Origin of the sequence: Anoxybacter fermentans, assembly GCF_003991135.1 — a bacterium.
Taxonomy (GTDB): domain Bacteria; phylum Bacillota; class Halanaerobiia; order DY22613; family DY22613; genus Anoxybacter; species Anoxybacter fermentans.
In genome coordinates, this window is the sequence record NZ_CP016379.1 from 966,699 (window position 1) to 981,976 (window position 15,278).

The following is a 15,278-nucleotide window of genomic DNA, read 5'->3' on the forward strand; positions in this document are numbered from 1 at the left end:
ATAAATTTTAAAAAAAAAATCAAGTTAAAGGAGAGGTGTTTTAAATGAAACTTTATGATCTGACCCAGCCAATTGGTATTAATACTCCTCCATGGCCAACTTATGAGCCGTTGGAAGTAAAGTACTTTAAGCGCCTTTCTACCCATCGGGTAAATGGTCAACTTATCAAGACCAGTAACCATGTTGGTACCCATTTAGATGGTGAGCGGCATTTCTGGACAGCTGGTCGTGATATTGCCAGTATTCCACTGGAAGATCTGGTACATGAAGGTGTTATTGTTGATTTAAGCGATATTGGTGAATATGGAATTTACACTTCCAAAGATATAACTGATCGTGTAGAGGTAAAAGAAGGCGATATCCTGATTATCTACACCGGATTCAGTAAATATGCCTGGTATCAGCCTGATGCTGATGAAGAAGCTTACATGATTAAGCATCCTGGACCAACAATTGAATTTGCTGAATGGTGCAAAAAGATGAAGATTCGCTGGATCGGTGTTGACTGTGGTTCTGCTGATCATCCAATGAATACTGTAATCCGTCAACTCCGTCCTGACCTGGCTGAAGAATGTGATCGGGTAATGCGGGAGAAGTATGGTAAAGGTCTTGATGACTTCTTTAAACCTGAACACCGTCAATTGATGCATACTGAACTCTTCCCACATCATATCATCCATGTTGAAAATATCGGCGGTGATATTGAAAAGATTTTGAATAGAAGAATGCTTATTGGATGTTTCCCATGGAGATTTGTTGACGGCGAATCCAGTATCTGTCGTGTTGTTGCTTTTGATCTGGAAGGGTAATTATTAAAAAGGGACTGGGGGTATATTTCTCCCAGGCCCTTTTTTAACGAATTTATGGTTAAACTGCAAAAAAGCTAATTTTTCGCTTCTTGAGAAATTTTTCGAATCATCTAAAGCTCGATTTCCGCCGAAGTAAGGCTTCCTAATCAAAGGGCCCTCCTGGCCCTTAGAACTAGCTCATCACCTCCTGTGATGAGGCCTTATTTCGTCGGAAATTTCGCTAAGATGATTTGGCGAAAAATTTCTATGTCGCTCAAAATTAGCTTTTTGCAGTAAAATGATAATTAAATTTTAAAATGCTTAGGAGGGAAGAGGATGAAAGAATTTGTAGCAGCAGGCGTACAGATTGCCATTAAACCAAATGATGTTGAAGCTAATTTAGAAAAAATTGTTAAATGGATAGATAAAGCTGTTTATGAATATGAAGCAGAATTGATCGTCTTTGCTGAGACTATAACAACTGGTTTTACCCCAAATATGTCAGCTGAAGAACTATGGGATTTGGTTGATACTATTCCTGGGCGTTTGACCGGGCCTGTAGCAGAAGCGGCTAAAAAGCACGGGGTTTATGTTGTTCTGCCTACCTATGAGCGGGGGCCATCTAGAGGAATTGTCTATAATTCAGCAGCCCTTATTGGACCTGAAGGTGAAATTGTGGGTGTATATCGTAAAACCCATCCATTTCCAACAGAACGGAAGGCAGCTGGGGGTTGGTGCACTCCTGGAACCAGTGCAGAAGTCTATGAGACTAAATTAGGTAAGATCGGAATGATTATCTGCTATGATGGTGATTTTCCTGAATTGTGCCGCCTTTTGGCTGTAAAAGGCGCAGAAGTGATTGTTCGCCCTTCTGCACTTTTAAGGAGTTATGAGATCTGGGAGATGACCAACATGGCCCGTGCCTATGATAACCATGTTTATATGATTGGTGTTAATTCTATTGGGCCAGATGCTGGAGGGAATTATTATTTTGGGCATAGTATGATTGTAAGTCCTATTGCTCAAAAATTGGCGCTGGCCCGTGGAACAGAAGAGATTATTGCTGTTAAGCTTAATCCAGATCCTCTTAAATATATCAGCTATGGAACTAAATCACCAATGATCTTTGATCATCTGGAAGATCGGCATATCGCTATTTATAAAGACATTTTAAAAGAGGCAAAAAGTCAGTTTGAACCTGCCCGGCGGATTCCATATGAAAAGAAGGCATTTTCTGAAGATAAAAATGAATAAATAATAGCCAAAGGAGTGATTTTTATGGATGTAATGGAAGCTATTCGGAAACGGAGAAGTATAAGAGCTTATAAAAATGAACCTATCAGTGATGAGATTTTACAAAAACTTTTAACAGCAGGACAGCTGGCTCCAACCGGTAATAACAAACAGCCCTGGAAACTGATAGTAGTCCGGGATCCTGAGATGAGAAAGAAGATAAATGATGCCTGTGCTCAGGATTTTATCGGTGATGCTCCTGTTATACTTGTGGCATGTTCCAGTAAAGAGCCTAAAGATATGAATACTACTATTGTTGTTGATCATATTACTCTGGTAGCTGTTGCTGAAGGTCTTGGAAGTTGCTGGATTAGATCTTTTGATGAAGCGAAAATAAAGGAATTATTAGATATTCCTGAAGAAATTCATGTGGTATGTCTATTGCCCATTGGTTATCCTGCTGAAAATCCTGAAATGCCTGAAAGAAAGCCATTATCTGAATTGGTGTCTTATGAAAAGTATTGAATATAAGGAGTACTCCTCCTGGAGTGCTCTTTTTTTAATGTTCATGCAGTAAAATAAGATTACTTACCACATAGATGGCCAAAGGCTATTTTCCTCTCAAAACTTTTTCTGGAATTAAAAATTAAAATAAACTAAATGTTGAAGGTAATGATACACTGTATATAAAAATTTTAGAATTGATTTTCTTCTATTGTTTTGATATGATATATAATAAAAAATTTTAGTCTTTTAAGAGCAATCATTTATGAGGAGGAAATGAGATGAAAAAAAGGTATTAGTGATTTTAAAGAAATGATAGATAATGATTATTTTTTTATTGATAAGAGTTTATTTATAAAGGAGGTTTAAATTAAATATGGAGAAAAAACACAATAAACCCTGGTCATATGGATTTATTGGTTTTCAAGCATTTAGTTATCATAATCCATGGATGCTTTTCTTCTTTGCTTATTTTGGATTTTTTTCATATTTTAAATATTATAAAACACAATTAAATATTTAGGTGTTCTTGGAATAATAGGTGTTATTATAGCATTTCTTGGAGTATTAGGATTGATAAGAGTCTAAGTATTTATTTAATATACGAAAGAGGCATTTGCTTTGTCCCAGAACACTGAATACACAAGAATGATAGTCACATGTGTTATTAGATTTCTCTGGGCTTGGTGCTCTAAGGTATTTTGGAGGAAAAAGGTGTTAGCTCTGATACATATTTGAATGTATTCTTTACGAAGATGAAGGAGGATTATATACCGGTTTTTAAGAAGATGTGGGAATAGAGAAGGGAGAGAAAAATTATTGAAGATAATAGATGTACACCTGCATTTTTCAAATATTAAGGTCTTTAAAGATACAGCAAACGAAATGTCACATCTGGATTATTCAGCAAAAGGGCTTAAAAAAGAATTTTCAGAGGCAAATGTAATAATTGGAATTGGTATGGGATTAACGGAGACGGAAGAGGAAAGTTTTCCTGATTTTTTATCTTTTAACCCAATGGGATTAGACCTTACGGAAGAGATACCGGAATTTCTGGTCTACTGTGCAGGGATTAACCCTGTAAGGTTAGAAGGAGATAGTAGGGAGAAAGAGCTTTTAAATATAGAAAAAGAGTTAAAAAAAGGTCTGGTAGTGGGTATAAAGGTTTATGCTGGATATTACCCTTACTATGTATATGACCCTGTTTATGAACCTATTTATGAACTGGCCAGAAAGTATAATATGCCAGTCGTGATTCATAGTGGGGATACCTATTCAGACCGGGGACTTTTGAAGTATTCACATCCACTTAATATTGATGAAGTTGCTGTAAAATATCGGGATGTAAATTTTGTCATTGCTCATTTTGGAGATCCGTGGGTGATGGATACAGCGGAGCTTATATCGAAAAATCCTAATGTATATGCTGACCTTTCTGGTTTAATTGTTGGAGATGAGAGAGAGATAAATCGGTTTAAAAGTATACCTTTATTTGTGGATCATATTAAACGGGGATTGGTTTATGCTGATAATTATGAAAAAATTCTTTTTGGGTCTGACTGGCCTTTAGTACCAATTAAACCATATATTGAATTTGTAAAATCAATTATACCAGAAGAATTTTATGAAAATGTGTTTTATAAAAATGCTTTAAATGTTTTTCCAGGATTAAAGAGAAATTTAGATTTTTAGGTATTGAAGGGTGAGCTTACTTTTTATGAGCTCACCTTTGGTTTTAATAACCGTTTTGCAGGAATTCTTTTCTTCTCTAAAGAAAATATTTTAAAGATGATTAAATTACAAAAAAAATTAATCTTTCGTTTTAAAAGATTTTCGAACCATCTATAGTTTAATTTCAGTGACATGATTAGCTCATCATATTCTGTAATAAGATCTAAACTATGGTTTGGTATTCACCATTAGCTTTTGCAGTTAAATCAAAGATACATTAAAACATGAAATAGGGGTGTTAGTTTTGAAGTGGTTCAAAGATTATCTTTTAATTAATTTTGATATTCAATCTGAAATTTTTTATTCAGTTTTTATTATTTCAATGATCCTGCTTTTAAGATGGGTAATTATTAAATTTATTAATAATAATGTTGAAGATGTTGTTTTGCGTTATAGATGGCGCAAGATATTTACTTATGCTTCATTTATATTGGCTATAATCTTACTTCTCCCGGTGTGGTTAAAGGGTTTTCGATCCCTTATGACATTTTTGGGATTGTTTTCAGCAGGTCTGGCTATTGCTTTAAGGGATTTAGTTTCTAATCTGGTTGGTTGGTTTTTTATAATCTGGAGACGGCCTTTTGTTGTTGGTGACCGGATTCAAATTGGAGATGTAGCTGGAGATATAATAGATATTCGTATATTTACTTTTTCTATGATGGAGATAGGTAATTGGGTTGATGCTGACCAGAGTACAGGTCGGGTAATACATGTTCCCAATAGTAAGGTTTTAACCAATACTATTGCCAATTTTACCACCGGTTTTGAATATATCTGGAATGAAATTCCTGTTCTCATTACTTTTGAGAGCGATTGGGAAAAGGCCAAAAAAATTTTGCTGGATATAGCTTATCATCACACTGCCCATTTAAGTGAACCTGTCCGCCAGAGAATTAATGAGGCAGCCCAGAAATTTATGATTATATGTTGGAAAAACTTAACTCCATATGTTTTTACCCGTGTGACTGAAAGTGGTATTTTATTGACTATTCGTTATTTATGTGAACCTCATAAACGTCGGAACAGTGAGGAACTAATCTGGGAGGATGTATTAAGGGAATTTGCGAAATATGATACAATTGAATTTGCTTATCCAACTTACCGTTTTTATAGTAAAGAATTTAAGTCAATGTTATCAGAAAAGGATATTCAACAGTATGAGAAGGAGTAATAAATGGCATCAAGTAATTTTTAAGGAGTGAAAAAAGTAAAACTTCTCATCATTAAAAAAGGAAGAACTGGTTCAATTAAAACGATATGCTTTCAAGGATAAGGAGAATTTAAAGAAAGCTTTAATAATTTTTAAATATGTGATTGTGACATTATAATTTGCCCTGGGTGGAGCTGGCCCGGGGTTTTTTGTTTGGAGAATGGTCGTGGAATATTAACTGAAAGTAAATTAAAAGGGATAATTTGCTTTTTTATAGAAAAAAAGAGAAGGAAACTCAATGGATTTTAACGAATAATAATTAAATAATTTTTCAGTGTATAGAATTCTTTTGAAAGATAAGAATTTGCAATATTAATTTGTAATTTGTATAAGATCAGAGGAAGGTGAAGGTTATGAATATATTTAGAAATAGATGAGTAAGGTTTTGAAGGAGAGGATGAAATGAGTAAACTATCAAGGAGGATTTTTTGAATATGCTCATTAAACTAAAAAGAGAACGTAATTTATGTTTTTATTTTATCGGATTATTTGTCTCAACTATTGGAAGTGGTATAAGTCATATTGCATTAATGTGGGTATCTTTGGAATTAACAGGAAAATATACAACTATTGGCGCCATAACCAGTGCAAATGTAATTATTTTAGCTGTATTTGGTTTGTTTACAGGAGTTCTTATAGATGGTTTTAACAAGAAAAAATTTTTAGTAAGAATTGATTTATTCAAAGGAGTATTAGTATTAATTATTCCCTTTTTGTTTTCTTATCTTGGGATGTTAAATATACACTTGCTCTGGATTTATGTAATTTTGAGTTCTTTTGCCGAAGTACCGACAAATCAGGCTCATTTTGCCATAATTCCTTCTCTGGTTAAAGATAATAAATTATTGGTTAAAGTAAATAGTATATCTACTACTTTACTTAGAATTGGTTCTGTTTTGGGCCCGGCTGTGGGTGGTATTATAGTCAGTCAATTTGGAATTGCGACAGCATTTTTGGTGGATGCTTTAACCTTTTTCTTTTCTGCGGGATGCCTGGTATTTTTAAAACCATATTATTCTACTGATTCAATTTCTATTGAAGGATATAGACAGGTTGTAAAAACTGTTAAAGAGTTTAAAGACAATATTGCTTTATCATTTTCATTAATATTGAAAAATGTTTTCTTGAGAAGATTAACTATGTACAATCTTGTTACTAATTTTATTATGGGGCCACTTTTTATTCTGGCACCAATTATTGCAAAAAATACCGGGTTAGGTGCTGCTGGATATGGGATGTTACAATCACTAATGATGATAGGATTATCTATTGGAGGATTATTAATTACTTTAGTTGAAATCGACTTTAATAAGGTTAAGATGTTATTGATAGGAAATATTGGCTTTGCAGGGTCCTTTCTCTTATTAGTATTAATATCTGCCAAATATATGCCATATGTAGTATTTTTCCTGGCTGGTTTCTTTTTGGTTGGAGGAAAGGTTTTTGGACATACTATTTTTCAAGAGAGTGTTCCAAAGGAACATTTAGGAAAATTCATGGGATCTTTTGGTTTTGTTGGTAATTTAGTTCAGCCAGTTAATCTATGGTTGAGTACATATTTTATTGGTTTAGGAAAATTAAATGAGGTTTTGCTAATATTAAGTACCTTTTCGATAGTGGTGTCTATTTATAGTTTTAAATTTCTCAATATGCATTATAAATTTGAAGCACTTGTTGAAGACTCTGGAATTGGTTGATAGCTATTGAGATATAGGTTTGTCCTGGGGAACTGGCCTGTTTTTTTTCAATAACTTTCAAGAAAATAATTTTTTCTGTTGAAAACTCAATTTGCTTAACTATGGGGAGATTTTGAAATCAGTTAATAAACTGTCCAAATCTACTTGACCAGGTTATACTATTCTTATGTATAATCCTCCCTTAGGTTAGATCTTTGTTCAGCAAATAATTATTTCAATTTTTAAAGAAGATAATTATACTGCAAAAAGCTAATTTTGAGCGACATAGAAATTTTTCGCCAAATCATCTTAGCGAGATTTCCAACGAAATAAGGCTTCATCACAGGAGGTGATGAGCTAATCAAGGGCCAGGAGGACCCTTTGATTAGGAAGCCTTATTTTGGCTGAAATCGAGCTTTAGATGGTTCGAAAAATTTCTCAAGGAGTGAAAAATTAGCTTTTTGCAGTTTAATCAAAGGTATAATTTGCTTTTTTATAGAAAAAAAGAAGGAAACCCAATGGATTTTAACGAATAATAATTAAATAATTTTTCTAAGTATAGAATTCTTTTAAAAGATAAAAATTTTGCAGTACTAATTTGTACAGAAAAGAAGATTCCTTTTTTATTTTGTATTCAACACTCAACTATTTAGAAAGAGGGTAAAAAATGAAAAAGGTAAAACAATCTGAGTTAAAAAAATATTTATCAACAAAAAGTGATGTAGAATTAAAAAAAGAAATATTGGAATTGTTTAAATTATATCCAAATGTACAAGAATATTATTATTTAAAGATCTATCCTGAAAAAGAAGAAGAGATCATGGAAAAGTATTTACAAATTATTAGAGATGAATTTTTTCCGGAAAGAGGTGTACCTACTTTACGATATTCAATAATGAGAAAGGCAATTTCTGATTTTAAAAAAATATCTAAAACACCTAAAAATATTGCTGAGTTAATGATGTCATATGTAGAATTTGGAGTTGATTTTACTAATGTATATGGTGATATAAGTGCACGATTTTATAATAGTATATTCAGTATGTATGAAAAAACAATATCGTACATCTTAAAAAACAATTTGCAACAATATTTTAAAGAAAGATGTAGGAAGGTTATGGAAAAAAGTAGAGGGATTGGATGGGGATTTGGTGATGATATGGAGTGTCTTTATTATGAGAATTTCGAAGATTAATTTATCAATTAGTGCTGTTGTTAAATGAAAGCTAAGAAAGACTTTCGTTGATGAAAGTCTTTTTTTTGTGCATTAATTTAAGTTAACCAGGTCAGTCTTTATAAGTACAAACTTTTATTGTTCTTAATCTTAAGGTCTTAAGGAGTATTAAAATAATTTCAAGTTTTCTATCTATGATTATACTGCAAAAAACTAATTTTGAACGACATAGAAATTTTTCGCTAAATCATCTTAGCGAGATCTCTGCCGAAATAAGGCCTTATCACAGGAGGTGATGAGCTAATCAAGAGCCAGGAGGTCCCTTTGATTAGGAAGCTTTATTTCAGCTGAAATCGAGCTTTAGATGATTCGAAAAATTTCTCAAGAAGTGAAAATTAGCTTTTTGCAGTTTAACCATCTATTTTTATCATATATCATGTATATAATGGTTGAAATTTCCCCTTTAATGCTTTAAAATAAAAAATAAGTATTCATTTCTATACGAAAAAGGATGAAGCTTATGGTTTTTACAAATCTATACATTCCAGAAATTCATGAAATTATGCCATCTAAGAGAGTTTATCTTTTCCGGGCCGGATTTAAAGGGAAAAATATTATTCTGGATAATGTAATGCGAAATCTGGTCAATTCAATCTATACCCGTGGATTAGAAATATCAGAGCCAAAGTTATACTATACAACTTTACCGATTGGTGATATACCGCCGGAAATAATTCCAGCCTCTTTTGCAGGTAGTCAGCGTATGACGATATTTGTTTCCACTCTTGGAAAAAGAATTGATAAGGAAATTGAAGCCTATGCAGCCTTAGAAAAAGTTTTACATGCAACTTTACTTGATGCCTGGGGTTCAGAAGCATTGGAAACTCTTAATAAGTCATTTGATAATAAGCTCCGTTCAAAATATGGAAAAGGGACAAGACGTTTCTCACCAGGATATGGGGATATAGATATCCGTTTAAACAGTTTAATTCTAGAACTATTACAGGTTCACGATGTTGTTGCAAACCCTAAAACAGGGATTCTTCTGCCTCGTAAAAGTACAATTTGTATGATTGGTTGGCAGAAATAATGTTGTTAACAATAGTAATTTAAGGAGTCAGGAGGTAGAATAGCTTGGGAGAGAGAATTATTGATGTGATCCATAAAAAAGGTATAACTTTATCCTTTGAAGTCTTTCCCCCCAAAAAGTCTCAGGATAGAGATTTAAGCATTATTTTTGGAACTATTGAAAAATTAGTGGATCTAAAGCCTGATTTTATAAGTGTTACCTATGGAGCAGGTGGGGGAAACAAATCCCGGGCCAGCGAAATATCCCAATTCATCCAGACTACCACCAATTCTATTGCCCTGGCCCATTTAACCTGTGTTGGTTATTTGAAAAAGGACATCAAAGAAATTTTAGATAAATTCTATTCCATTGGTGTTCGCAATATCCTCGCATTGCGGGGAGATATTCCCGCAGGAGTTACTTTTCCTCATGATGCATGGCAGGACTTTCAATATGCAAAAGACTTAATTCAGCTTATTAAAGAAGATGGGCGCTTCTGTATTGGAGCTGCTGCTTATCCGGAAGGGCATGTCCAATGTAAAGATCTTAAAAAAACCATTAAACATATGAAAGCGAAAATAGAAGCCGGTGCGGATTTTTTTATAACCCAGCTCTTTTTTGAAAATGAACTTTTTTATAAATTTATGGATATGGTGGAGAGTGCAGGGATTACAGCACCTGTGATTCCTGGAATTATGCCAGTTTTAAGAGCAAAACAGATCAAGCGTATTGTAGAACTAACAGGTGCCAGCATTCCTGTAAAACTTAATAGGCTTTTAGAGAAATATGAAAATAAACCGGAAGAGATGGAGAAGGCAGGTATTGAGTATGCACTGGCTCAGGTTGAAGATCTTATTGAGACAGGTGTAAAAGGAATTCATCTATACACTATGAACAAGGCCAGACAGGCCTGTGAAATAGTAAAGAAAGCAGGATTAAGGTAGAGGAGGAGACCATGAAACGAAATGAATTTTTGCAACTCTTAAAAGAACGGATATTATTGTTGGATGGTGGTTATGGAACTGAATTTTTCAAGCGGGGTTATGGGGAAATTCCTGGAGAATTATTGAATCTTAGGGCTCCTGAAGTGGTTGAAACCTTACAGAGGGAGTATGTTGAAGCAGGAGCAGATATTATACTGACAAATACCTTCAGTGCTAATCGGCCAAAACTTATTTCTCTAGGTTTTGAAGAATATTTTGAGGAGATCAATGCGCGGGCTGTTGAGATAGCCCGAAGAGCCGGTAAAGATAAGACTCTGGTTTTTGGTGATCTTTCATCCACAGGTAATTTTCCCAGACCATTAGGTTCTATGAATTTTGAAGAAGCGGTGCAGGCTTTTTATGAGCAGGCCAGAATTTTATATGAAGCTGGAGTCGATGGTTTTATCATTGAAACAATGTCTGATATAAAAGAATTAAAGGCAGCAGTATACGGTATTCGTTCAGTGACTCGAAAGTTACCTATTATTGCCAATATGACCTTTGATAGCTCACTTAGGGCCGTTACAGGTACATCAGTGGCAATTTTTGCTACCACTTTTGAAGATCTTGATGTGGACGTTATTGGAATTAACTGCACCCTGGGACCTGAAGAGATGATAAATGTCTTTAAAGAGTTGGCTAATTATACTACCAAACCACTATTAGTAGAACCCAATGCAGGTGAGCCAATCTATGATGGCAAAAAACTCAGTTATAAAATGTTACCTGAGCATTTTGCTATATATGTTGAAGATTTTGTTGATCTGGGAACCAATATCATTGGCGGCTGTTGTGGAACTTCACCTGAGCATATAAAAGTTATGGGTAAACTTTTGAGCAAACGTAAACCTATTCAAAGAAAAGTACATTTTACTCAGGCCCTTACTTCCAGAACTGTTTACCGGACTCTTGAGCCATTTGCTGTAATTGGAGAGCGTATCAATCCGGCATCTCGAAAAAAATTTCAGGAGGAGATTGTCGAGAAAAACTTCCAGACGTTGCTTAAAGAAGCTGCTTTTCAGGAAAAAAAGGGTGCAACTTTATTGGATGTAAATCTGGGAATCGAAAAGCTTTTGACTGAAGAACATTTCAAAGATGCAGTTATTAAATTGGATCGTCAATCTTCTATTCCCATTTCTTTTGATATCCAGACTTCAAATTATCTGGAGGTTGCCTTAAGAGAATATCCAGGACGTCCGTTAATTAATTCTGCCCGTGTAACGGAAAAGAGTCTGGAGAGTCGAATTGAACTTTTGAAAAAATACGGTGGGATGCTGATTTTATTAGCTATGGGAAAAGAAATTCCCAAAACACCTGAAGAAAGATTTAAAAAGATTTTAGAAGGTATTTCTATTCTGGAAGAAAACGGGATTTCTAAAGAAAGGGTTTTAGCAGATCCGTTGGTATTATCTCTTGGTGCAAAAAAAGATCCGTACGTGACCCTGGAAACAGTTCGGTTATTAACAGAAGCCGGAATTAAAACTACTATGGGTCTTTCTAACCTCAGTTTTGGATTACCCAACCGTTCTTACATCAATGGAGCTTTTTTAGCTCAGGCTATAGAAAAAGGTCTTACTTCTGCGATAATGAACCCAGGCGATTCTTTTGTAATGGGGAGTTTACAGGGTTCATTGGCCCTTAAAGGAAAGAAAATTACTGAAGAAGAAAAAGTTTTGACTGAAGATCCAATGGTGGAAGCCTTACTTTCTGGTAATTTTGATCAACTAAGGTCCCTTGTAGAAAAAGAATTAGAACAGTCCTCACCTTTGGAAGTAAGTCAAAATATCCTCAGAAAAGCAATGGAAGAAATAGGTGTTTTGTATACAGAAGGGAAAATATATCTTCCACAACTTTTACTTGCTTCTGAAACGGCTCAACCGATTTTTGACTTTTTAAATAGTTTTATCTCTGAAGAAAAAACTTATAAAGGAAAGGTTGTTCTGGCTACTGTTGAAGGGGATATCCATGATATTGGTAAAAAGATTGTGGGAACAGTTTTAAAGAGTGGTGGCTTTGAAGTAATAGATGCCGGAAAAGATGTTCCTGCTGAAGAAATTCTTAAAATAGTAAAGAAAGAACGTCCAGATATTTTAGGACTTTCAGCTATGATGACTACTACTGTAGGAAGAGTAGAAGAAGTTGCAGCACTTTTAAAGCAGGAAAATGTAAAGGTTAAGCTGATAGCAGGAGGCGCTTCTATGAATTCATCACTGGCAAAAAAATTTGGTTGTGATGGGTATGCACAAAATGCATCTGATGCTCTAATATTATGTAAAGATTTGATAGGCTGTTGACATAATCAAAAAAGGAATTTTACTTGCAAAAAGCTAATTTTTTGCTTCAAGAGAAATTTTTCGAGCCATCTAAAGTTCGATTTCAGTAACTTGATTAGCTCATCACATCCTGTGATGAGGCCTTATTTTGACTGAAATCTCACTGAGATGGTTTAACGAAAAATTTCTATGTCGCTCAAAATTAGCTTTTTGCAGTGTAATCATTTATCAATCCTCAATTAGAGTGTCTTCAAAAGCTGATAAGATAAAATTTTTAAGTTTGATATGGTCCTTAAAGAAAAATTTTACTCCCTGAACCCAGAGAAAAGTCAAAAAAAGTACCAGGGATGGAAGACCTACGGCTATATAGTCAGATCTGGTGAGAGTTTCTGTCTGGAAGTTTTGATAGAATTTAAAAGAAAAGAAAATAGCAGCTAGAAGGAATGGAATAACCCAGATGGTTAAAATAATTTTTTCTCCTTTATCCAGTTTTAAATGACAGTCAATAGTTGTTCCTCTGGGGGTAGGGCTAAATGTTCCCGATAAAATAGGACGGAAAGCCTGTCTAATTAAGCTCTTGTGTTTTATAAGGAAGCGAAAAGATTTACTTTTTACATAACCTTGAACTTCAAAGATTTCTTTTCCAGAATTAAATTTTTTCCGTGCATTATAAAAACTCTCAAGACGTTTTGCTGCCTTAGCAGGAGTCAGTTTGGTATGAATTTTAAATCTCATCTTTTTCACCTTCTAATCTTCAAGATAAAATTGTAGATCTTTGATCAATGCATCCACCTTCAATTTAGAACCGGTATGTTTAAGGAGTTTTTCCTGCCAATCGACGGAAGCGCCAGGGCCATAGTAAATTTGACAAACTTCTCTAAATGCTTCTGGATGGCCATGAAGACCGCCATACCTTTGATTCAATTCTCTGTGAATTTGACTGGCGATAAGATCAGCAAGGATGTAGTTTTGCCAGTAAACAGGATAGTTAATATACCAGGAATTGGCTGCCCAGCGGGGTGTTTCATTTAAAGTAATCCCCAATATATCATGTTCCATTTGAGCAAGGATTTTGTCCGGATTGGTGGATGGATTTTCGTAAATAATATACTCAGTCAGGGCATAAGCAGTCCGCTCCCTTAAGTAGTGGAACCATGAAGCGATAAGACGTTTTCGAACTGAGTGAATTTGTTTAGAATCAATTCCCATTCCTTTTAACCATTGAGGGTGACGGGTAATATAGGCAATGAGTTCAGCCATTCCTTCGGTAAAGGGCCCCGAATCATTACGGAAAATAATTGATTTTTGCTGGTTGTATGCACTGTGTAGGGCATGGCCTAATTCATGGAACATAGTACGGTAGGAGTTGTAACCATCTGCTGGATTGGTTAAGATTTTTATTTCATTATCATTTAAAGTTATACAAAGTCCATTATAGGGAATATCTGTGCAGACCATCTTAATTCCAAGTTTCTCTAAGTCAGCACCGTGAGTTTTACCCCAACTTTTTAATTTATTTTCAATTAAGTTTTTGGGAAAAAGGGAGGTGTCGATTTTGCTCATTGTCTCTAATAAATACATTATGTCCCAGGGTTCTATCTGATTTAGACCAAGTAGTTTTTGGCCTTCAGTAAGAATCTGATTATAGATAGGATTGGATGCCTTTATCAGGTCATTTAGTATGGTTTGAGTTTCTTTTAAAGTTAATCCATCCATTTCAAGAATCATATCAGCATATGTAGTATAACCTTCTTCTTTAGCCAGGTCATTGCGTAAACGTATTAATTTCAGCAGACGTGGTGCTAAAGATTTAGAGATAGCATATTTGCTAATCCAGGCGGCTTTTCTTAAAGATTGATTGGGTGATGTGCGCAGGATATTTTTAATAGTACCTAGGTCACTTTTTTTATCATTTACTATATATTGATATGTAATCATTTCATCTTCAAGTTCCCTGGTTAATTCCCTTATTTCTGGATGTAAATGTACTTTACTTAACGAGATATGTTTTTTCCAGAGAGTGAGTCGGCGCTTAAGAAGAGGGTCTTTTACATAATCAACCCAATTATTAATAAGACTGATAAAACGAGGATTTAAGATTTGTTCAGCGTATTGTTTTTGTAGTTTATTAATTTCAGGAATTCTACATTTTTCCAGTAATTTTTTAAATTGAAGGCGGCTTATTTTTTCTTTCAAAGTTTTTAAATGAACCTCAAAAGAGTCAAGAACTTTAATAAGCTCAGCTTCATTATGAATTTGAGGTATCTGGTTTAAATTCATTTTTATCCCTCCAGCTTAATAAAAAAATTTTTGATTTTACTGCCAAAAGTTAATTTTTTGCTTCCAAAGAAATTTTTCGAATCATTTAAAGTTCGATTTCAGTAACTTGATTAGCTCATCACATCCTGTGATGAGGCCTTATTTCGATTGAAATCTCACTAAGATAACGAAAAATTTCTATGTCGCTCAAAATTAGCTTTTTGCAGTTTAATCATTCTTCAAAAAGATGAGATTATCCTGCTTGATATATGATTTTACTTTATATAAGCGAAATATATGGAGGAAAATATAGAGACTATCGAGAATATTAAAGCTGTACTAACCTTTTAAGGAAAAATAATCCCAAAAAACGGAAAA

General features: G+C 34.2%; 13 protein-coding genes. 11 read left to right on the forward strand and 2 right to left on the reverse strand.

Going from position 1 to position 15,278, the window contains the following annotated elements; genetic code table 11:
• The first annotated feature begins 44 nt into the window (after positions 1–44).
• The 11 genes from BBF96_RS04345 to BBF96_RS04390 all read left to right on the forward strand — a co-directional run bounded on the left by BBF96_RS04345 (position 45) and on the right by BBF96_RS04390 (position 12,662).
• Positions 45–809 (forward strand): cyclase family protein, encoded by a 765-nt coding sequence (locus BBF96_RS04345; RefSeq protein ID WP_127016011.1) that lies wholly within the window; start codon positions 45–47, stop codon positions 807–809.
• Between the two features lie 315 nt (positions 810–1,124).
• Positions 1,125–2,042, forward strand: coding sequence for a carbon-nitrogen hydrolase family protein (locus BBF96_RS04350; protein WP_127016012.1), 918 nt, complete (start codon positions 1,125–1,127; stop codon positions 2,040–2,042).
• Positions 2,043–2,066: 24 nt separating this feature from the next.
• Complete coding sequence (locus tag BBF96_RS04355) at positions 2,067–2,546, forward strand: nitroreductase family protein (RefSeq protein WP_127016013.1); 480 nt, start codon at positions 2,067–2,069, stop codon at positions 2,544–2,546.
• 355 nt (positions 2,547–2,901) lie between these two features.
• Positions 2,902–3,048, forward strand: a complete 147-nt coding sequence (locus tag BBF96_RS16370; RefSeq protein ID WP_164730899.1) for a hypothetical protein — start codon at positions 2,902–2,904, stop codon at positions 3,046–3,048.
• A 296-nt stretch (positions 3,049–3,344) separates the two neighbouring features.
• Entirely contained in the window at positions 3,345–4,217 is an 873-nt protein-coding gene (locus BBF96_RS04360; protein ID WP_127016014.1) for an amidohydrolase family protein, read from the forward strand.
• Positions 4,218–4,491: 274 nt separating this feature from the next.
• Entirely contained in the window at positions 4,492–5,427 is a 936-nt protein-coding gene (locus BBF96_RS04365; protein ID WP_418655002.1) for a mechanosensitive ion channel family protein, read from the forward strand.
• 473 nt (positions 5,428–5,900) lie between these two features.
• The gene (locus BBF96_RS04370; RefSeq protein ID WP_127016016.1) at positions 5,901–7,163 is read left to right on the forward strand and encodes an MFS transporter; all 1,263 of its coding nucleotides are present in this window, start codon (positions 5,901–5,903) and stop codon (positions 7,161–7,163) included.
• 646 nt (positions 7,164–7,809) lie between these two features.
• Positions 7,810–8,337 (forward strand): DUF6155 family protein, encoded by a 528-nt coding sequence (locus tag BBF96_RS04375; RefSeq protein WP_205665712.1) that lies wholly within the window; start codon positions 7,810–7,812, stop codon positions 8,335–8,337.
• 499 nt (positions 8,338–8,836) lie between these two features.
• Complete coding sequence (locus BBF96_RS04380; RefSeq protein ID WP_127018184.1) at positions 8,837–9,406, forward strand: methionine synthase; 570 nt, start codon at positions 8,837–8,839, stop codon at positions 9,404–9,406.
• Positions 9,407–9,450: 44 nt separating this feature from the next.
• Positions 9,451–10,329, forward strand: coding sequence for a methylenetetrahydrofolate reductase [NAD(P)H] (metF, locus tag BBF96_RS04385; RefSeq protein WP_127016017.1), 879 nt, complete (start codon positions 9,451–9,453; stop codon positions 10,327–10,329).
• 11 nt (positions 10,330–10,340) lie between these two features.
• A complete protein-coding gene (locus BBF96_RS04390) occupies positions 10,341–12,662 on the forward strand; it encodes a homocysteine S-methyltransferase family protein (RefSeq protein ID WP_127016018.1) in 2,322 nt (773 codons plus the stop codon).
• A 207-nt stretch (positions 12,663–12,869) separates the two neighbouring features.
• Here the strand turns inward: BBF96_RS04390 and BBF96_RS04395 are convergent, their stop codons facing one another.
• The gene (locus tag BBF96_RS04395; protein ID WP_127016019.1) at positions 12,870–13,376 is read right to left on the reverse strand and encodes a hypothetical protein; all 507 of its coding nucleotides are present in this window, start codon (positions 13,374–13,376) and stop codon (positions 12,870–12,872) included.
• Positions 13,377–13,388: 12 nt separating this feature from the next.
• Complete coding sequence (locus tag BBF96_RS04400; RefSeq protein WP_127016020.1) at positions 13,389–14,921, reverse strand: M2 family metallopeptidase; 1,533 nt, start codon at positions 14,919–14,921, stop codon at positions 13,389–13,391.
• Between the last annotated feature and the right edge of the window lie 357 nt (positions 14,922–15,278).